Source organism: Odoribacter splanchnicus DSM 20712 (assembly GCF_000190535.1).
Taxonomy (GTDB): Bacteria; Bacteroidota; Bacteroidia; order Bacteroidales; family Marinifilaceae; genus Odoribacter; species Odoribacter splanchnicus.
This window is the reverse complement of record NC_015160.1, coordinates 837,907-858,556: the sequence shown is the minus strand read 5'-3', so window position 1 is coordinate 858,556 and position 20,650 is coordinate 837,907. Positions and strand designations below refer to the sequence as shown.

At 40.8% G+C, this 20,650-nt stretch carries 18 protein-coding genes; 2 read left to right on the top strand and 16 right to left on the bottom strand.

Translation table 11 applies throughout. From position 1 onward, the window contains the following. The first annotated feature begins 15 nt into the window (after positions 1 to 15). On the top strand, positions 16 to 387 hold the full coding sequence (locus tag ODOSP_RS03585) for a hypothetical protein (RefSeq protein WP_013611045.1): 372 nt from the start codon (positions 16 to 18) through the stop codon (positions 385 to 387). On the opposite strand, the gene ODOSP_RS03580 is transcribed toward ODOSP_RS03585, so the two are convergent. The 3 genes from ODOSP_RS03580 to ODOSP_RS03570 all read right to left on the bottom strand — a co-directional run bounded on the left by ODOSP_RS03580 (position 384) and on the right by ODOSP_RS03570 (position 4,129). Further along, complete coding sequence (locus ODOSP_RS03580) at positions 384 to 1,685, bottom strand: outer membrane beta-barrel protein (protein ID WP_013611044.1); 1,302 nt, start codon at positions 1,683 to 1,685, stop codon at positions 384 to 386. The two genes, ODOSP_RS03585 and ODOSP_RS03580, sit on opposite strands and share 4 nt — an antisense overlap. Continuing rightward, the gene (locus ODOSP_RS03575) at positions 1,675 to 2,211 is read right to left on the bottom strand and encodes an RNA polymerase sigma factor (protein ID WP_013611043.1); all 537 of its coding nucleotides are present in this window, start codon (positions 2,209 to 2,211) and stop codon (positions 1,675 to 1,677) included. Before ODOSP_RS03575 ends, ODOSP_RS03580 begins: the two co-directional genes overlap by 11 nt. Positions 2,212 to 2,350: 139 nt before the next feature. After that, complete coding sequence (locus tag ODOSP_RS03570; protein WP_013611042.1) at positions 2,351 to 4,129, bottom strand: aminopeptidase P family protein; 1,779 nt, start codon at positions 4,127 to 4,129, stop codon at positions 2,351 to 2,353. Positions 4,130 to 4,780: 651 nt separating this feature from the next. On the opposite strand from ODOSP_RS03570, the gene ODOSP_RS03565 reads away from it, so the two are divergent. After that, complete coding sequence (locus tag ODOSP_RS03565; protein WP_041556351.1) at positions 4,781 to 5,212, top strand: helix-turn-helix domain-containing protein; 432 nt, start codon at positions 4,781 to 4,783, stop codon at positions 5,210 to 5,212. Positions 5,213 to 5,261: 49 nt separating this feature from the next. On the opposite strand, the gene ODOSP_RS03560 is transcribed toward ODOSP_RS03565, so the two are convergent. From ODOSP_RS03560 to ODOSP_RS03500, 13 genes are all read right to left on the bottom strand, one after another. Next, positions 5,262 to 6,167, bottom strand: a complete 906-nt coding sequence (locus ODOSP_RS03560; RefSeq protein ID WP_013611040.1) for a dihydroorotate dehydrogenase — start codon at positions 6,165 to 6,167, stop codon at positions 5,262 to 5,264. After that, positions 6,155 to 6,916: a dihydroorotate dehydrogenase electron transfer subunit gene (locus tag ODOSP_RS03555; protein ID WP_013611039.1), complete on the bottom strand. Its 762-nt coding sequence runs from the start codon at positions 6,914 to 6,916 to the stop codon at positions 6,155 to 6,157. The genes ODOSP_RS03560 and ODOSP_RS03555 overlap by 13 nt, the downstream gene beginning before the upstream one ends. Positions 6,917 to 6,953: 37 nt before the next feature. After that, positions 6,954 to 9,719: an excinuclease ABC subunit UvrA gene (gene uvrA / locus ODOSP_RS03550; RefSeq protein WP_013611038.1), complete on the bottom strand. Its 2,766-nt coding sequence runs from the start codon at positions 9,717 to 9,719 to the stop codon at positions 6,954 to 6,956. Between the two features lie 132 nt (positions 9,720 to 9,851). Then, positions 9,852 to 10,292 carry a 50S ribosomal protein L9 gene (gene rplI / locus ODOSP_RS03545; protein WP_013611037.1) on the bottom strand — a complete coding sequence of 147 codons (441 nt, stop codon included), beginning with the start codon at positions 10,290 to 10,292 and terminating at the stop codon, positions 9,852 to 9,854. 18 nt (positions 10,293 to 10,310) lie between these two features. Further along, the gene (gene rpsR / locus ODOSP_RS03540; protein WP_013611036.1) at positions 10,311 to 10,580 is read right to left on the bottom strand and encodes a 30S ribosomal protein S18; all 270 of its coding nucleotides are present in this window, start codon (positions 10,578 to 10,580) and stop codon (positions 10,311 to 10,313) included. A 3-nt stretch (positions 10,581 to 10,583) separates the two neighbouring features. Then, positions 10,584 to 10,934 carry a 30S ribosomal protein S6 gene (gene rpsF, locus ODOSP_RS03535; protein ID WP_013611035.1) on the bottom strand — a complete coding sequence of 117 codons (351 nt, stop codon included), beginning with the start codon at positions 10,932 to 10,934 and terminating at the stop codon, positions 10,584 to 10,586. Positions 10,935 to 11,133: 199 nt separating this feature from the next. Next, positions 11,134 to 12,156 (bottom strand): endolytic transglycosylase MltG, encoded by a 1,023-nt coding sequence (mltG, locus tag ODOSP_RS03530; protein ID WP_013611034.1) that lies wholly within the window; start codon positions 12,154 to 12,156, stop codon positions 11,134 to 11,136. Between the two features lie 20 nt (positions 12,157 to 12,176). After that, positions 12,177 to 13,223, bottom strand: coding sequence for a nucleoid-associated protein (locus ODOSP_RS03525; protein WP_013611033.1), 1,047 nt, complete (start codon positions 13,221 to 13,223; stop codon positions 12,177 to 12,179). 33 nt (positions 13,224 to 13,256) lie between these two features. Continuing rightward, positions 13,257 to 14,894 (bottom strand): DUF3078 domain-containing protein, encoded by a 1,638-nt coding sequence (locus tag ODOSP_RS03520; RefSeq protein ID WP_013611032.1) that lies wholly within the window; start codon positions 14,892 to 14,894, stop codon positions 13,257 to 13,259. A 7-nt stretch (positions 14,895 to 14,901) separates the two neighbouring features. Beyond that, a complete protein-coding gene (locus tag ODOSP_RS03515) occupies positions 14,902 to 15,711 on the bottom strand; it encodes an SDR family oxidoreductase (protein WP_013611031.1) in 810 nt (269 codons plus the stop codon). Between the two features lie 184 nt (positions 15,712 to 15,895). Next, positions 15,896 to 17,068 (bottom strand): tetratricopeptide repeat protein, encoded by a 1,173-nt coding sequence (locus ODOSP_RS03510; RefSeq protein WP_013611030.1) that lies wholly within the window; start codon positions 17,066 to 17,068, stop codon positions 15,896 to 15,898. A 57-nt stretch (positions 17,069 to 17,125) separates the two neighbouring features. Further along, positions 17,126 to 19,648, bottom strand: a complete 2,523-nt coding sequence (gyrA, locus tag ODOSP_RS03505) for a DNA gyrase subunit A (protein WP_013611029.1) — start codon at positions 19,646 to 19,648, stop codon at positions 17,126 to 17,128. Between the two features lie 124 nt (positions 19,649 to 19,772). Continuing rightward, positions 19,773 to 20,564 carry an MBL fold metallo-hydrolase gene (locus tag ODOSP_RS03500; RefSeq protein WP_013611028.1) on the bottom strand — a complete coding sequence of 264 codons (792 nt, stop codon included), beginning with the start codon at positions 20,562 to 20,564 and terminating at the stop codon, positions 19,773 to 19,775. Positions 20,565 to 20,650: the final 86 nt, after the last annotated feature.

Below are 20,650 nucleotides of genomic sequence, written 5' to 3'. Positions count from 1 at the left end.
ACAAATATAATAAATATGAATATCTCTACAGCAGAATTCGATTGGATTTCCCTGATATTGGTCATAGGGGCTGGACTTATCGGTTGGATAAAAAGTAATAATGCAAAGAAAACCCAAGTCCCGCCTGTTTTTGAACAACCCGGTCAGATCGGGGAAGAAGAAGAGATTCTGCCCAATGTAGAAGAGTATACAATAACTGAAAATAAAGATGTTTCAGATGGACCGGTTATACAGGAAATCGTTGCTGATTATTACAGAGATCCGAAAGTCATGATTGACGACAGGGATGAATTACCGGCCGAAGAAAATGAAGAGGAAGAACACGTACAGTTCGACATCCGGCAGGCTATTATCAGCAGTGAAATTTTAAAACGGCCTCAATATTAAAACCGGATACCGATACCTGTAGAGAAGGTGAATAAATAAGGTTTGAAATCGATGTCGTCATTCCGACTTAAAGATTGCAGAAAATATTTGAAGCCCGGCTCGATCATAATTCTGATGTTAGACGTGACCGGATATTCCATCCCCAATCCGATATCCGTACTTATATTGAAATTACGGATATCTTCTGTACTTCCGATATATTCTTTGTCTCTTCCATTCCTTAAGAATACCTTGTTATTTACGATAAAATTGCCGCTTACTCCTCCCGATACGGCAAACAATACTTTATTATTATTCAGTAAATACCGCACATGAAGAGGAATTTCGAGCGTACCGAAAGTTTGTTCGATGGTTTCACTGCTGCTACTGTTCAAACTACTGAGCAAAATAGCTTCCGGACTACGGTAGGCGACACCTTGGGTATGGGTTTTAATATTTCCCAACGGAGTGGCGATCATCCGGTCACTATGTTGGAGCGAAGGGAGCATCATCGCCCGGACTCCCGAGCCTGCTCCGGAAGTTTTCTGTCCCATACGGGAATAGAATAATCCTGTTTGTACGGAAAATCTTTTATTGGCAGAGACAGATAATTTTAATCCACCTCCGACATTCATCAAGCCGTCCATCTGGTTACTGGAATAACTCACTCCCCTGGAATTTTTTAACGAAGAGGAATAACTACCGGATGAATAGGCCGGAACAAAGTGGCCGCTGACCATCACTTTGATTTTTCTTTTTTCATCCGTTGTCAAGGAAGTGGGCGTATTCAGTAATTTCTGATATTCTTTTTGATTTTGATAGGCTTCTTTACTGGTTAAAGGAATAAAATTGCGTTGAAGCTTCCGGGTAGAAATTGCATAGTCCGGTGCTGTCTGCTCGATAAATCCGGCTTCACCGGCTCGATGCATTTGAATCGGTTCTAATTCAGTCCTCTTGTTTTGTGCTATCAAAACCGGTACTTCCGTCACCGTCTCCTTCGTTACATATTGAACGGTCTTTTCTTCTTGTATAGAATCGGAGAAGGTATCCGGCAAATTCGTGGAATCTTTTGTTTTTAATATTTCTGTACCGGTAATACCGGCAACTTCTATTTCGGGTGATTCGACGGAATAGAACAACCAAATTCCGATAAAAGCGGCGACCACTGCTGCTGCAGCTGCAGTGCGCCACCACCACAACGCCACTTTGTGTTTGTTTTTGTTCAGCTGTCGTTCTATATTTCCCCAGATATAGGGAGGAGGCTCACAACTTTTATCCTGAAGGGCCTTTTTAAAAAGATGATCTAAATTATTGTTCATGGTCTAAATATTCCTTCACTTTTCTTTTTAATATTTCCCTGGCTCTGGCCAGATTGGATTTCGACGTACCCTCGTTAATACCGAGTAAGGCTGCGATATCCTTATGGGACATTTCTTCGATCACATAGAGGTTGAAAACCATTTTGTACCGTTCCGGAAGTTGATTTACAAAATCAGCCAACACTTCTTCCGGAATGCTGACCTCTTCGTCTATGTCCTCGTTATCTTCGATTTCAGGTAACTCCTCTACAATTTGCAATGGGGGATTTTTCCTGAATTTCTCCATTGCCGTATTGATCATGATCCGTTTCATCCATCCCTCAAATGAACCTTTTCCGGTATATTGCCCGATAGAAGTGAAAATTTTGATAAATCCATCCTGCAACGTATCTTCGGCATCTGCCCGGTCTTTGGAAAAACGGAGACATAATGCAAACATTTTTGCAGAAAATATCTGATAGATTTTCTCTGCTGCCTGTCTGTCACCCTCTTTGCATTTATCTATTATTCGGTCCAAATTACACATCAATATCTGTTATAGAGATGTAAGAAATTTAAAAAGGTTGCGTCCCTGATAAAAAGAAAATCAGAAAAAATGAAATGATTTACCAATGTTCATAATGGAATTGTGAACATTGGTAAATATGAGTAGAATAGAAGCCGGATCATAGTACCGGTTTGGTCTTTTCAGCCAGCCATTGAGCTTCCTCGGGAGTCAGATAAGGTGCAGTTTTTTCATAGACTGTTTTGTGATAGTCGTTCAGCCATTTTTTTTCATCTTCACTTAACAAATCAAGTAATAGAGCTGAAGTATCGAAGTAGCAGAGTGTTAATGTCTCAAATCCATACCATTCCCCGAATTCATTTTTACTGACCGGGATACATAAAATCATATTTTCATGCCGAATACCGTGCGAACCTTCCCGATACAGACCAGGTTCGTCGGAGGTTACCATACCGGGAACCACATCCTGGTTTTTCAATTCCTGGCGGATAGCCTGAGGACCTTCATGTACATTTAAGAAAAAGCCGATCCCATGCCCCGTACCATGTCCATAGTTCCGGCAAGTTTGCCAAAGAGGCTGACGAGCGATAGCGTCTATATTACAACCTTTGGTACCTTTCGGAAAAATGCATCTGCTCAGTGCAATCATTCCTTTTAATACGGTGGTGTAATCTTCTTTTTCCAAGCGAGTTAGTTCTCCAAGTGGAACTGTCCGTGTAATATCGGTCGTACCATGTGTATATTGGCCCCCGGAATCGATCAGATAAAATCCACGTGGCTGCAGTTCTGCATCTTCTCCCGGAATAGCCGAATAGTGAGGCAGTGCTGCATTGGCACCATAAGCTGAAATGTTGGCAAAACTATCTTCTGCATATCCGTCATTTTGGGCTCTGAAAGCCGAAAGTTGTTCGGAAACAGAGATTTCCGTCAAATGGTTGCCGATATTACGTTCCACCCAATAAAAGAATTTCGTCAGGGCTACACTGTCTTTTATACAAGCTTTTCTGAACCCTTCAACTTCTATCGGATTTTTGATGGCTTTTGCCAAAACAATAGGTGACTCTTGTTCTTTTACCTGAAATTCTGTAAAGAGTTTATGATAGACAGCATAATTTAAGGTGGCCGAATCCACGGTAAACACCGAATTTTTGTCTAGTTCTTCCAGGAATAAAAACAAATGATGATAATCCCGGATTTCTATACCTTCCTGACTTAATTGACTTGCGATTTCGCGAGAGACTTTGGTATTTTTTATAAACAACCAGGCTTTGGCTTTACCGACAACTGCATAACTGATGGCAACAGGATTGTAAATGATATCGTTGCATCTTACATTATATAACCAGGCGATTTCATCCAGGCAACTGAAAAGCATATAATCTGCATGTGCAGCTTGTAACTTTTCCCGGATCATGGTTATCTTTTCATTAGCCGATTTTCCGGCAGTAGCGGCAGGTACTAAAAAGAGTTGGGCATCGGGTAAGGAAGGACGATCCAGCCATATCTCTCCTAATAGATCTGTTTTTTCTACAACAGTAATCTGTTTGGGGGTTAGGGTCTCTTGCAGATTTTTCATGTCACAGACAGAAATACAGAAACTATCCAAACCGACCCGACTTCCTTCCGGTAAGTTGGTTGCCAGCCATTCCGGATAATCGACCGCTTCCGGCACTCTCAATTTATGCATCTGTATTCCCGAATCCTTCAGTTGTTTTTCCGCCTGTATAAAATAACGGGTATCTGTCCAAAGTCCGGCTTCATTTTTCAAGACGACAACCGTACCGAAAGATCCTGTGAAACCGGAAATCCATTGTCTTTGTTTCCAGGCTGCCGGTAAATATTCACTATTGTGCGGATCGGTTCCGGATATAATATATGCATCCAGTGATTCGCGTTCCATAATGGCTCTTAAAGCTGAAAGTTTTTCCTTGATCGTCATAATCCAGATTTTAAATTTCACCAAATATAATAAGAAAAATTAAAATTCTAGCAGCGGTTGTCATCGAGTAGTGCTATTTTCTAATAAAAGAATAGAAATGTCATACATTACAATTGTAATACATGGGGATTTTACAGGAATTAAAGGTTCTTGTATTACAAATGTAATCAAATTCCAAAACAACAGAAGTGAATTACAATCTTAACTCAGGGGATTTGGAATATTTTACATTTTTTATATTTTAAGATATATAGTAATGATTATCAGTATTATATATCCTATTTTGAATAAATTACTTTAATTACCTGGGGCAAACTTCAGTTGTTAAAGCGATAAATAAGGCAATTTGAAGGTATTTATATTTATGTATTTGTTTAATATCCAGTTATTTATGTTGTATCATTTCATATTTCACTTCATATAAAAAACAGAAATATAACCTTAGGAATATATATTCAAATTGTTAATTTACAGAAACTTAGTATCGAATAACCTTTTAACTGCTCACTAAATTACTGATTTTAAGGATTTAACCATACCGATAAATCATGGATTGATTGTATTATTACATTTGTAATGTATATCATATTACAAATGTAATTTTGATAGTTGCAGAATATATATTACATTTGTAATGCAATATTTTACAAGATGCAAGAGAGATTTAAGCAGCTTTTGGAAGAAAAAAATCTGACAGCAACTCGTTTTGCTGCAATGATCAAGGTCAATGCTTCGGCGATGTCACATATTCTGAACGGGCGAAGTAAACCCGGATTCGATGTATTGGACAAAATTGCACAAGCTTTTCCGGACGTAAACTTAAATTGGTTGATTTCCGGTAAAGGCTCTCTATACAATAACCGTATTTCCACTCCGGCTAAAGAGGTTGAAAAAATACCTGTTCAGAAAAATTTATTTGAAGAAGAAGAAAAACGCTTTCCTATCGAAGAAAAAAATACAAAAGCAGAAGAGATTTTACGACCGGCCGTTTCCGTCGCTTCGATACCTACAGCCAAAGGAAAGAAGGTCAAACGGATTATCTTATTTTTTGAAGACGGCAGCTTCGAAGATTATGAGAAATGAGGTTATCTTCATATAGCATTCAGACAGCCTCATTTCTGATTTGAAGTATTTATATCAGTCCGATAATTTCTTTGACAGACTTACAACCATTTTCATCCAGATAATCGTTTATACCTTCGATTATTTTTACGGTGATCGCCGGATCGATAAAATTAGCGGTTCCGATTTGAACAGCAGAAGCGCCTGCCAATAAAAATTCGATAGCATCGGTCGCACACATGATTCCTCCAAGGCCGACAACCGGAATCTTTACTGCTTTAGCGACTTGCCAAACCATACGTAGAGCGATCGGTTTTACACAAGCTCCGCTCAATCCCCCGGTAATCGTACTTAAAACGGGTTTGCGTTTTTTGGCGTCGATAGCCATTCCCAGCAGAGTATTGATCAGAGAAACCGAATCGGCTCCTTCACTTTCTACAGCCAAAGCTATTTCCTGTATATTAGTCACATTGGGGGATAATTTTACCATCAAATGCTTTTTGTATACCCGTCTGACTGCTTTTACGACTTCGGCAGCAGAAGCACAACTGGTACCGAAAGCCATTCCACCTTCCTTTACATTGGGACAGGAAATATTCAATTCGATGGCAGGGATGTGATCCAAGGCGTTGATTTTTTCTGCAGTCTCCGCATAATCAGTGATGGTAGACCCGGAAACATTTACCAGAATATTCGTTTCGATATCCTTTATTTCCGGATAAATACGTTCGATGAAATAATCGACCCCTTTATTTTGCAAGCCGACTGCATTCAACATACCGGACGGGGTTTCAGCCATACGGGGATAGGAATTCCCTTCGCGGTGTTTTAGGGTAGTACCTTTTACTATAAATCCACCCAACTTATCGAGTTGAATGAAATCTTGGAATTCTAAACCATAACCAAATGTTCCTGATGCTGTCAATACAGGATTTTTTAGCTCTAAGCCATTGAGGTTTATATTTAAATCTGCCATTTTAAATCATTTATATTAAATACCGGACCGTCTGTACATACACATTTATGACCTTCTTTGGTGTCGTTTACACAGCAAAGGCAAGCTCCGATTCCACAAGCCATCGTATTCTCCAGAGAAACTTCACAATCGATATGTTTAGAATAAGCATACCTGGCAACTGCTTTCATCATCGGTTCGGGGCCACAACAAAAGATATGGTCGAATTGTTCAGTTAGAATGGTATGCTGAGTGGGATATCCCTTTTCTCCATAAGAACCGTCTTCGGTTGTATAGTATACCGTTGCATACTTTTCATACTCTTCTTTTAAGATAATATCTTTCACTGTCCGGGTTCCGATCAGAACCACCGGGTGTAGCCCTTTATCGGAGAGTTCTTTGGATAAATGCAAAAGGGGAGCGATACCGACACCGCCACCAACCAGTAAACATCGTCCTTGTTCGGGTTGAGAGAAGCAATTTCCCAATGGAAGTATAATATTCAACTGTTCACCGGGCTTAAGCGTGGACAATTTTTCGGTCCCTTTACCTGCAATTTTTACTAAAAGATAAAGCAGGCCTTGTTTCTTATCCACATCATGCACGGATATCGGCCGGCGTAAAAAAGTAGAAGGGGAATGGTCTACTCTGACATTGACGAATTGTCCTGCCTGGATCTCCGGTAACTCTATGGAATGCAATACCAATAAAAAATTGTCTGCATTGAGCCGGCGGTTTTCTTTAACAGTAAAATCTAGTATTTTCTTCATGCTGTTTAATGAGATCTGGTGATCACTGATTTATTATTTATTGCAATTTTTCTTTCAGATAGTGCCCTGTATAGGATTCCGGACATTTTACCACTTGTTCCGGTGTACCGGTACAAACGATACGTCCACCTTCTTTTCCTCCCTCAGGTCCGAGGTCGATAACATAGTCGGCACATTTGATAACATCCATATTGTGTTCGATGATCAATACGGAATGTCCCCGTTCGATCAAAGCATTCAACGAACTCATCAATTTATGAATGTCGTGGAAATGCAGACCTGTCGTCGGTTCATCGAAAACAAAAAGGGTAGGATCGGCATTTTCCCGGCTTAAATGATAAGCCAGTTTGACCCGTTGGCTTTCACCACCGCTGAGAGTACTGGAAGACTGGCCCAGCTTCACATAACCTAATCCAACGTCTACCAATTTTTGTAACTTATCTACAATACTACGTTCGCTATGACCATTCCCCGCAGAAAAAAATTCCAGGGCCTGATTTACGGTCATTTCCAGAATATCATAAATATTTTTACCCTTATAACTGATCTCCAGTACCTCGTCTTTAAAGCGTCTGCCTTTGCAGTGTTCACACTCCAGAAATACATCCGCCATAAATTGCATTTCCACTTTAATAATTCCTTCTCCCTGACATTCTTCACAACGCCCACCGGGTACGTTGAAAGAAAAATGTGCCGGTTTAAAGCCTTGTACCTTAGCAGCTTGTGTATCTGAGAAAATTTTACGGATATCGTCCCAAGCCTTTAAATAGGTAACCGGATTGGAGCGTGTAGATTTTCCTATCGGATTTTGGTCGATAAATTCGACTCCGGTAATGGCTTTCAAATCTCCGGTGAGTTTATCGAAACTACCTGTGCGATCGGAATAATCTCCATATAATTTCTTTAAGGCAGGTACCAGAATCGTTTTTATCAAAGTACTTTTACCTGAACCGCTGACTCCGGTAATCGCAGTCATGATTTTCAAAGGAATATCGACAGTGATATTTTTCAGGTTATTCTCGGTTGCTCCGCTGATTGTTATTTTTTGTTTCCAGGGACGTCTCCGGGCAGGAACTTCGATTTTACGCTTCCCGAAAATATAATCGGCGGTTAACGTACCGGCAGTTTTCAGTGCTTTCATATCGCCCTGAAATACAACTTCACCCCCCAGGCGTCCAGCCTGAGGGCCGATGTCGATCACCTGATCGGCTGCTTTAATGATGTCTTCGTCATGCTCGACGACGATGACGGTATTTCCCAAATCCCTTAGTTTTTTCAATACTTTGATCAATTGTCCGGTATCCCGGGAATGTAATCCGATACTAGGTTCATCCAGGATATAGAGCGAGCCGACCAAAGCCGAACCCAGGGAAGTAGCTAAATTGATCCGCTGGGATTCTCCACCTGAAAGTGAAGAAGAAAGCCGGTTCAGAGTGAGATAACCCAAACCTACTTCAAGTAAAAATTCAAGTCGGTTCTTAATATCGGGAAGGATCCTTTCTGCCACTTTGTTTTGAGCCGGAGTCAAAGAAAGGGTATCGAAGAATACTTTCAGATCGGATACCGGCATTTCAACCAGTTCGGGCACCGATTTACCGCCGATCTTCACGTATGAAGCTTCGGGTTTTAAGCGAGTACCATGGCATTCTGGGCACTTGGTCTTTCCTGTATACCTGGCAATCATCACCCGGTTTTGAATTTTGTATTTTTTGGATTCCAAATAATTGAAGAAATCGTAAATTCCTCCAAAGTACGGACATCCGTTCCATAGGATATTCTTTTCCGCTTCTGTCAATTCATAATAGGGAGTATGAATCGGGAAATTAACTTTGTGTGCATGTTTCACCAATTCGTTTTTCCATTCGCTCATTTTTTCCCCTCTCCAACACAGCACAGCTTCTTCGTAGATACTGAGCGATTTATTCGGAACGACCAAGTCTTCGTCTATACCCAGAATTTTCCCATATCCTTCACATTTCGGACAGGCTCCCAAGGGAGAGTTGAAACTAAAGGTATTGACTGTAGGCACGACAAAGCTCATACCGTCTGCTTCGAAACGATTGGAAAAGGAGCGAATTTCCCCGTCGATCTCTATAAAACATTCTCCTTTTCCTTCATACAGGGCCGTTTCTACCGATTCGGAAACCCGGGAAGCGGTATCTTTTTCCTGGGTGATGTTGATCCGGTCGATGACGAGATATAGATCGGATGGGCTCGAAAGAACTTTATTTTCAGCGAGGATATCGTCGATCCGGTGATATGCTTTTCCTGATTTTATACGGGTAAATCCCTGGCTCAACAACAATTTTAAAGTTTCCACATCCTGCAAATGTTCAGGACGTGCCAGGATAATAACAGTTTTGCCGAGGTGGTCTTCCAGAATATACCGGGTAATGTCGTCAGTATGATCTCTTTTTACTTCCCGTCCCGATATCGGGGATATGGTTTGTCCTGCCCGGGCATATAATAATTTGATATAATCGTATATTTCTGTAGAAGTACCTACCGTCGAGCGTGGATTAGAAGTATTTACCTTCTGTTCGATTGCAACGGCAGGGGGAATTCCTTTGATATAATCACATTCCGGTTTATTCAGACGTCCCAGAAACTGCCGGGCATACGACGACAGACTCTCGACATACCGGCGCTGACCTTCGGCATATAGCGTGTCGAAAGCCAAAGAAGATTTGCCGCTACCTGATACTCCCGTGATGACAATCAGTTTATTGAGTTCGATTTTCAGATCGATATTTTTCAGATTGTGCACCCGTACACCCTTCAAATCAATATATGGTTTATTCATATTATCTTTCACATTTAGCATACAAAGATAATGAAAATGTTGCGAAAAATAAAAGCACCCGGCGAAGGGTGCTTTTAAGCGTTTGGAATATGTTTGGAAATACGTTTATAGTCCGTTTATGACTTTGGTTAATTATTCAGAAACTACTTCGAACTGAACATCGACTTTCACTTCACGATGAAGTTTGATGACAGCGGTATAAGTTCCTACTTCTTTAATTTCTTTCAGCATGATTTTCTTCCGGTCGATATCGAATCCCTGAGCCAATAAAGCTTCTGAAATCATGATATTGTTTACGGAACCGAAAATCTTACCGGTACTGCTGGTTTTAGCACCTACAGTCAGTTTCAATTCAGCCAGTTTTGCAGCCAATTCTTCAGCTTCTGCTTTCAATTTAGCTTCCTTATGTGCCCGTTGTTTGGTATTTTCTGCAACGATTTTCTTTGCAGCTTCGGTAGCTAAAATGGCATATCCCTGAGGAATCAGGTAGTTACGGCCATATCCGGGTTTTACGTTGATCACATCGTCTTTATGTCCCAGATTTGCGATATCTGTCAATAATATAATCTGCATTTCGTGTCCTCCTTTTAATTATTTCATCAAATCGGTTACGTAGGGCAACAAAGCAAGGTGTCTTGCTCTTTTTACAGCAGTTGCAACTTTTCTCTGGAATTTCACAGAAGTACCGGTGATTCTTCTGGGAAGGATTTTACCTTGTTCGTTCAAAAATTTCTTTAAAAATTCAGGATCTTTGTAATCGATGAATTTGATTCTTGCTTTTCTGAAACGGCAGTATTTTTTCTTTTTAACATCCACCGTTGGGGGGGTCAGATATCTGATTTCACTTTCGTTCTGTGCCATAGCTTATTTCTCCTCTTGTTTAGCTGCGTATTTACTTCTTCTTTTTAAAGTATACTCATAAGCATACTTGTCTAATCTAAACGTTAAAAAACGAATAACTCTCTCGTCACGTCTGTAAGCGGTTTCCAGTTTGTCAACCAGTGCACCTTCTGCTTCAAACTGTAACAAATGATAGAATCCGGTCGTCTTTTTCTGGATCGGATAAGCCAGCTTGCGAAGTCCCCAAGCTTCCTCATGTTCAATCGTACCACCATTATCGGTGATGGTATTCTTGAATTTTTCTACCGCTTCCTTTATCTGTTGTTCAGATAAAACGGGAGTTGTAATGAAAACGGTCTCGTAATGATTCAACATAATGATTTGATTATTAGTATAAAAATAATTTATCGGCCGCAAAGGTAGTATTTTCAACTGAAACTGCCAAACAAACAGGGGGCTTTTGAGTTATAAAGTTTATAAAGTCCGTAAAGTTTATAAAATCGATGTTCCCTGCGGGTACTTTTTTTAGGATCACTGAGGCGACCGATGGTAAATATGTATATAACTGCCTCTTTTAATAAATTCTTTTTATATTCAGGGCACGGTGATATTCGTTGGCATGCCGGTTGTGTTCCCGCAGGGTACGGGAAAAATAGTGACTACCGGAAAAATCACTTTTGGCACAGAAAAACATATAATCGTGGTGCTGATAATTCAATACCGCATCGATTACCCGGATAGAGGGCATACGTACCGGTCCGGGAGGAAGGCCTGTATTTTTATAGGTATTGTAAGGAGAGTCTATTTCCATATGTTTATCCAGCACCCGTCTGATGGAGAAATCTCCCCAGGCAAATTTCAGGGTCGGACAAGCTTCTAACTTCCAGCCTTTATTCAAGCGATTGATGTAAACCCCTGCGATGACAGGGTATTCGTCGGCAATATTGGTCTCTTCTTCTACAATCGAGGCCAATATCAGAATATCCATAGGAGAGAGGTCGGCTTTCCGGGCTTTCACTAGCCGCTCTTCTGTCCAGAATTTCCGGTATTCTTTATACATCCGCTGAATAAAATCTTCAACCGGCGTATGCCAATACACCTGGTAGGTGTTAGGGATAAACATACCGATGAAATTTTCCGGCGTAAAACTTAATTTCTTTACATATTCGGCGTTACGGGCCAATTGCAGAAATTCGGTCGAATCGATACCCAACTGACGGGATAAAATCGCAGCAAAGTCCTCTAAAGTACGGATATTGTTAAAAGTCAGGTGAACCGGTTCCTGACGACCGGCACGTAACATATTGATCAATTGATTATTGTTCATCTTGTCGACCAGGCGATACCGGCCGGTTTTTACTGCAGAAGGATATTTTTTCAGTTCTGCAAGCTTGCGAAGGGTGTATTCGTTTTTTACATATCCGCTACTGATCAGTGTTGTCATGACCGTTTCAAAGGAATCTCCCGGCTGAATGAAAATAATCCCATCATCGCCGACAGTGATGTTAGGACGCTGCACAAAGTAATAATAACCTCCTGCAATACCTCCCAAGCCGAGTAAAACAATCAAGCCGACGATTATTCCTGTCTTTTTCATCCGTTGACATTTTTCATTTTTTACTCTTCATTCCGAAAATAGAGTACGTAATAATTCATATCTCGGTCAGGATCGTAACCTTTGCGGATATATTTTTTTTCTCCGTGAATATAGACGTGAAAATTCTTGTCTAATTTAAGGACATGTTTAAAATATTTTTTCTCATCCTTCACAGCAAAATCCGATATGGCGAACTGGTCGGTGAGTTCGACATTATTATCCGTTTCGTACTGGCATTTGAAGTTCTCGAAAGCATTGATTACTTCGGGTTCTTGTACGACTTCTTGTTTGAAACGTTCTTCCGAAAAGACGTCCGCATCCTTAAAGAAATTAATCGATCGGTTGAGCATGTCTATTTGGTCTGCCCGTGGTACATCATTCTCCTGATTGTAAATATCTTTTACAAAATCCTTACACAGGTTCAGATAATTAGAGGTCTGGAAATAACTGGCCTCAGCCGGTTCCAGTCCTAGGAAATCGGTTGTCCAGTAGATCGCCTCTTTGGTATTCGTTTTATCCAGGATACAAACTTTGTATCCATTGTCCCGGTTGACATTGAAGACGATACAAGCCTTGTCCAGTTTTTTGATATTGATCCCCGATTCTCCCACCAGTTGATAAGTATTCTGATTCATCACTATTTTCAGAAAAGTGTCTTTGGTTTCTGATTTGAAAATGCCGACAGCATCACAGACACCTTCTTCAACATTACAATTTCGAAAATGAACGATATACAATTCTCCGGGTTTGATATTCGGGTTGTTGGATTGTTCGAACAGATGTTCGGCTATTTGGACAGATTGCTGATAAAATTCAGACTCATTGTCGAAGATCTGGGAAACCGACGCATAGACCGGGTTATTCATCAACTCTTCTTCATAGGGCAAAAAGTTGTAATAAGCATCCTTCTTGAAGGCGGACAAGAAATAACTTTTCAATAAATTTACCACATCGGGATCTTCGGGTAGGAAACAACCGTCGGACAAAGTGAGCCCACCGCCTTCGAATTTATTGCCTACATGATGAATCACAATATTACTGATGTCGCTATTTTCAAAATTGATCATGACGATAAAATAGTTAAGGTAAATATTCCTATGTCAGAATCTGAAATTTACACCCAGATTCAAATTTTCCTTGAATTGTAACTTTTTGGAATTGTTCTCATTATAAATAGTTTCCGTATAAATCGAAGCCCTCATGAAATAGTTGATATTAAAGTCTATATTGAGTTTCCAGTTTACTGTAAAAGGAATTTTCTTTTTTTCTTCGTTATCGGATTCAAAATTCAGATAATGGTCTTTTTTTTCATAACTCATAAACCAGGTCAATTCGTTCCTGATGTTCATGATTTTAAAGATATTGTTTTGCGTGCTCCTCAGGTCTATTCTTGCACCGGCCTCCCTTCTGGCCCGTTTACCTTGTTCCACTCCATAACGTCCGACGTCGATTTTCGCCGTATCCCGGACAAAATTCCATTTACCGGCAATAGGGGAGATAAACAACGAAAAACGATCGTTAGGCTTAAAATCAAGACCCAATGACAGGGTGAAATCTCCCGGGCTCATAAAATTGGCAACCAGTTTCTTGTCCTGATCCTGCGGATACTCGTAGGAGTTGAAAAGCTGGGTAATGACATTGAACTGGGCGGTATAATACCAATGTTTAAAGGCCCTTTGTCCCAATTTCGAGTTCAACTCAAAGCGATCTTCATTCTTCCGGATATCTTCATCCCCATTTTTCATGAAACCGAAGCGATAGTGTACCCAGTTTTCCCAGCTGGTATTATTCCGGTTGTAATTCCAGAAATAACGGATATTACTCAACAGGGATAAGGAATTTTCCCCCCCACTGGTCCAGTTGGCCAGTTTACCCTGACTCATGGCCAACTCGACTTCGGAATAATAAGTCCAGTATCTCCGATGTAACTGCCCGACCTGCATCGGATTGAGCTTGAAATATTCATCGTCGAAGCGATTGGAAATGCCGGCTTCATTGGTTTCAGCATGTTTTTTCTCTATGGCGGGAGTCTGGTATACATCTTCGTCAACATAGATTTTCAGCCGGTTACCTTGTGGCATCACCTGAATCCAGGTGCCGATCGTGTCGCATATTTTATTGGAAGCCCAAAAACGATGATATTGCATCCGCCCGTTATTGACCCAAAAGCGAACAGAGTTATCGGCCACACTCATGATTTCCAGCAGGACAGAATCCCGGCTGGCATCCCTAAGCCATATATAATTGGAATCCTGATGAATATAGTTGACAAAGGTCTGTAAATCGGTATTGATATATTCTTCAAAATCTCCGGTCAGTAAATACTCAGTATTTTTATAAAATTCGATACTATCATAGGTAATCTTTTGTTCGAGTGTTTCCAGGGCTTGTTCCTTTTTTCCCATCGTTTGGGCATATCTTTTCAGATACTCCACCACATGCTTTAATCTTTCATCTTCAGCATAGCGAATCAGGGTATTGATGGCTTCATTGACCTGTGGTTCCGGATAACGTTCCTTCTTCAGATTTTGTATGGCATACCGGACTCCCGGGTTTTCAATAGTCCGGTTTTCCTGTCTTACTTTGTAGAGAAAAGGAGGGAAGGAGAGCCCCGTCAGTTTATTTACCACAGGGCCGTTCAGTGGTGTCCGGGGCTCCATGACTTCCGGATATAACAACTGGGCCCAACCACTTCCGGTTATACATATAAACAGAAACAAAAGAAATATATTTCTCATAACACACTTATTTAAAAGGAGAATCCGGTTCTTTTGCCATCAGTGAATAACTGAGCCGATCCACTAAACCCGGCAACCATTTACTTAAGAATACGGCTAATTTACCTTCTACAAAAGTCATTATAATTTCTCTTTTTCTTTTTCTGATTCCTTTCACGATGATTGCAGCACATTTCTCGGCAGTCATCATTTTGTTTTCGTTCCGGGGACTTTCTCCTTGTTGCCGTCCATTGGCATTCAAAGCAGTTTTCCGTATGTTGGAAGCTGTAAAACCGGGGGCTGCCACCATCACATGAAGTCCTTTTTTCATATTTTCGATCCGGACGGTATTCAAAAATCCACGAACGGCAAATTTACTGGCCGCATAGCCTGTACGTCCCGGCAGACCTATAAATCCTGCAATAGAAATCACTCCGACCAAACTTCCTTTGGATTCCAATAAATAAGGTAAGGCATATTTCGAACAATATACGGTTCCCCAGAAATTGACATCCATTACTTTGCGGAGTACTGCCGGTTCCAGATCTTCCAACAAAGCGCGCATAGAAATTCCGGCATTGTTGATCAAAGCATCGATCCGTCCGAAACGGGCATAAGCTTGTTCGATCAATTCTTTACAAGCCAATTCTTTCGTCACATCGGTACGTACCGACAACACCTCAGCTCCTTGCTGTCTTAAATCTTGTTCGATATGAAGTAATTCCTCAATATTTCTTGCTGCTAAGACAACTTTAGCTCCTTGATGTGCCAATTCGTATGCTAAAGCTTTACCAATTCCGGACGACGCACCAGTAATAATAACGACTTTATCCCGCATAGTATGATGTGTGTTAAAACAATGTGGACAAAGATAATAATTTTTGTTGACATCTTTTTGAGCAAATATTTAAAATCTATAATAAGAATTGGGGTAAACTCCGTTTGGAATATTTGTCCTATAATTTATATTATGTTAATAATAACATTTTAAAATAAAGGGGAGTAGAAAATCCCCTTTATTTTTACTGTGCTTCGAGTTTTTGTTTTATCTCATCATATCTCTGCTGATATTCAGGTTTTTGATTTCTCAGTTTGAAATAAAGTTCTCTCAAAGTTACCAGGGTATTTTTTTCATCCGGACTGAGTTCCAATGCTTTTTCAAAATACGGAATGACAGATTCATAAGCGATGTAAACTTTTTCCAATTCTTTATTATATTCGTTGACATCGACTATATCCTGAACTTTTTTATGGAAATTGATCGCTTCTGTCAATTTAATATTTCCCAGATTGTATTGAGCCAAAAAGTCTTTCGGATCCAATTCCAACGCTTTTACATACATTTCCTCTGCTTGTGCCGGCCGCTCGGTTTTTTCGTATAATGTACCTTTAGCTCTGTAAAAAGATGCATTTTTCGGATCTTGTTTGATAGCCGCATCCAGATAAACTTCAGCTTTTTCAGGTTCACCCCCCAATAAATAATGATTGATCAATTCCACTAACATATACGCATTATCGGGATATTGTTCGTATCCTTTGTGCAGATATTCCAGTGCTTCATCGGTTTTGCCTTGTTGTTTCAAAACATTACTCAACATCGCATAACTTTGAGCCGGTTCGTAATTCAATTTTATAGATTCTTTCAGGAATTTTTCAGCATCGGCATATTCTTCGGCTTGCTGAGCACATAGACCGGCATTATAAATAACGGCGGTGTCGATGGAAACTTCTCCGTTTGCTGTCAGTATCGGCGAACTTTTTATTTCAAGTACTCTTTTGAAAGACGCCAAGGCCTTTTTAAACTCTTTTGCATTGTAAAGTTCAGCAGCTCTGTTGGTGAAATCGATCGCTAAATTCCGATATTGAGTTGCCAGCTTTTTGGGATATTTTTTCTTCACATCCAATTCGATTACTTTTTGATAAGCTTCCCAGGCTTTTTCTACAGCTTCGGAATCTAATTTTTTGTAATCTGCGACAGGACTTTCATATAGGGCCTGATAAATCTGGCCTTTAGTGAAATAAGCCTTATCCCAGGCGACACAGGATTCATGTCCCATCGCTTCATCGATTAATTTTTTGGCCTGATCCAATTTACCCGAAGTCAGATAACTGATTGCCTGAGTTACTTTTCCTTTTTGTGCATACGTAAAAGTCGCACAAAAAAGTAAAATCATAATAAAGGATAATTTTCTCATAAGTATAAATTTTACATTAATTTATGTTTCTATTCCACGTATTTTACGTGATCTTGGTTACACATTTTCTTCAGACTGTCCGTTCGGCTCTGCTTCTCCCCTTTCTTCCTCGGCAACTACCTCACTATTCTCTTCCTCTTTCGCGGCAGAAACTTTCGCTACGGCAGCAATCGAATCCTCATTTCTTAAGTTGATCAGTTTCACTCCCTGGGTATTCCGTCCCATCACTCGCAAAGAAGAAACTTCAAGCCGGATAGTCAATCCCGAGCGATTGATAATCATCAGGTTATCTTCATCCGTTACATCGATCAACGCAATCAGATTACCTGTTTTTTCAGTCATATTGATAGTCTTGACCCCTTTACCGCCCCGATTGGTGATCCGATAATCTTCGATCGCCGAGCGTTTGCCGAAGCCATTTTCGGATACAACCAGAATATTGGCATTATTAGGCTCGACACAAACCATACCGATCGCTTCGTCGTCGTCGTCCATCCAGATTCCTCTGACTCCCGAAGCGGTACGTCCCATCGGCCGCACCTTAGACTCGGGAAAACGAATGGCTTTACCGGATTTTACGGCAATCATGATGTCATTCTCTCCATTGGTCAGCTTAGCTTCCAGCAACTGGTCGCCCTCTTTGATGGTAATGGCATTCACTCCATTCTGACGGGGACGTGAATAAGCCTCCAGTGTTGTTTTCTTAATGATACCTTTTTTGGTACACAATACGATATAATTGCTGTTGATATAGTCATAATCTTTTAAATCCAGCAGATTGATATAAGCTTTCACTTTATCGTCCGGTTCTATATTCAATAGATTCTGGATTGCCCGTCCTTTGGATTGTTTCGTACCTTCGGGTATTTCGTATACTTTCAGCCAGAAACATTTTCCCTTTTCTGTAAAGAAAAGCATGGTATTGTGCATGGTGGCCATAATCATATGTTCCAGGAAGTCTTCATCCCGTGTAGCCGAACCTTTCGATCCGACTCCTCCCCGGTTCTGCACTTTATATTCGGACAACGGAGTACGTTTAATATAACCCATATGAGAAATCGTGATCACCATTTCTTCATCTGCATAAAAATCTTCCGGATTGAATTCTTCGGAAGCATAAACGATATCTGTCCGGCGGTCGTCCCCATACTGTGCTTTTACAGCCAACAACTCGTTCTTAATAATCTCCATTCTCAGTTCGACATGGGCCAGAACGTCGTTCAAATGAGCGATCAGTTTTTCGATGTCTTCATATTCGGCTCTTAATTTATCTTGTTCCAGCCCTGTCAATTGCCCCAGACGCATAGCGACGATTGCTGCTGCTTGTTTGTCTGTCAGACTGAACGCATCCATCAAGGCAGCCTGAGCGTCCTGAGGCGTTTTTGAAGCCCGGATCAAACGAATCACTTCATCGATGTGGTCGGAAGCAATGATCAGACCTTCCAGGATATGTGCCCGTTCTTCCGCTTTTCTCAATTCGAATTGAGTACGACGAACGACCACATCGTGCCGGTGTTCTACGAAGTAACGGATGATATCTTTCAGATTAAGTAATCTCGGACGTCCGTGAACCAAAGCGACGTTATTTACTCCGAAAGAAGACTGGAGGGCGGTATGCTTCAATAAAGTATTCAATACCACATTCGAAATCGCATCTTTCTTGATATCGATAACGATACGCATTCCTTCCCGGTCGGATTCGTCATTGATATTCGAGATACCGTCGATTTTCTTTTCGTTGATCAGGTCGGCAATCCGGGAAATCAACTCGGCTTTGTTGACCATATAGGGGATTTCGTGAACGATCAACTTTTCCCTACCGTTCGGCATCACCTCTACCGAAGTTTTCGGACGAATGACGACACGTCCCCTCCCGGTCAGATAGGATTCACGTACTCCACTGTATCCGTAGATCGTTCCACCGGTAGGAAAATCCGGAGCTTTAATAATTTTGATCAGCTCTTCGATGTCGATATCGTTATTATCGATATAAGCACAAATAGCATCTATAGCGTCTTTGATGTTGTGAGGCGGCATATTGGTAGCCATACCGACGGCAATCCCCGAGGCTCCGTTCACTAATAAATAAGGTATACGGGTCGGAAGAACTGTCGGTTCTTTCAACGAACCGTCGAAGTTATCCATCATATCGACGGTATCCTTGTCGATATCAACCAACATATCTTCAGTAATTTTCGCCATACGTGCTTCCGTATAACGCATTGCAGCAGGACTATCCCCGTCTACCGAGCCGAAGTTTCCCTGACCGTCCACCAACGGATAGCGCAATGACCATTCCTGTGCCATCCGGACCATAGCCATGTACACGGAACTATCGCCGTGAGGATGATACTTACCCAACACCTCTCCTACAATTCTAGCTGACTTCTTGTATGGTTTACCCGAGGTCAATCCCAATTCATCCATACCGAACAAGACTCGTCTATGAACGGGTTTCAGACCATCACGTACATCTGGTAAAGCCCGCGAAACAATCACCGACATTGAATAGTCAATGTAAGATGATTTCATTTCCTCTTCAATGTTGATTTTAATAATTTTTTCTCCGCCGTTTTCCATCTATATTTAAATTACTGTTAATCAAAGAAATAAAAGGGAAAACCACACTGTTTTTCCCTAATTCTGTAAAAATCACACAAATGTAATAAATTCAGACATTATAAAAGAAATTTACCTCTTCTTTTTACGATCGATTTTCGAAAATCTCCCGATCAGGAATTTCAATTTCCAGGGTATCGTATGCTAATTTTACCTGAACAGGCAACTCTTTCGATACCTCTGCCGAAAGTCCCATTTGATGACCGATATGGGTCAAAAAAGCACTTTTAGGCTGGATACGGGCTATCATGGTAAGTGCTTCTTCTAAATTGAAGTGAGACATATGCAATTCCTTGCGAAGTGCATTTATTACCAGATATTCTACCCCCTTCAGCCGTTCCATGGAAGAGGCCGGGATTGTTTTTGCATCGGTGATATAAGCAAAATTACCGATCCGAAATCCCAGTACGGGCATTTTATAATGCAAAACCGGAATAGGAACCACTTGAATATCATCTATGTAAAAAGGCCGGTCGTCGATCACATGATAGTTGATTTCAGGCACACCGGGATAACGGAAAGCTGCGAAGGCATAAGAGAAATCTTTGTATACAACTTCCCGGGTTCCCTCGTTACCGTATACGTCGACAGCTCCTTGTTTCACCCAATTGAAAGCCCGCACATCATCCAAGCCACCGATATGGTCTTTATGGCCATGGGTCAGTAATATCGCCCGCAGGTCTTTCACCTGACTCCGGAGCATTTGATACCGGAAATCGGGTCCTGCATCTATAATAATTTTCTTTCCTTTTATATCCAGCATGGCAGAAGCTCTCAGCCGTTTATCATGTGGATCGGCTGAACGGCATACCGGACAATCACAAGCAATCACGGGAATACCCTGTGATGTTCCACTTCCCAGAATAGTTAATTTCATACAGTCTTAAATTGTCTCCACAAAGATAACATATATTACAAAATTGGTGTTACCTTTGAACAGATTTTAATTCCTAAAATGTCTAT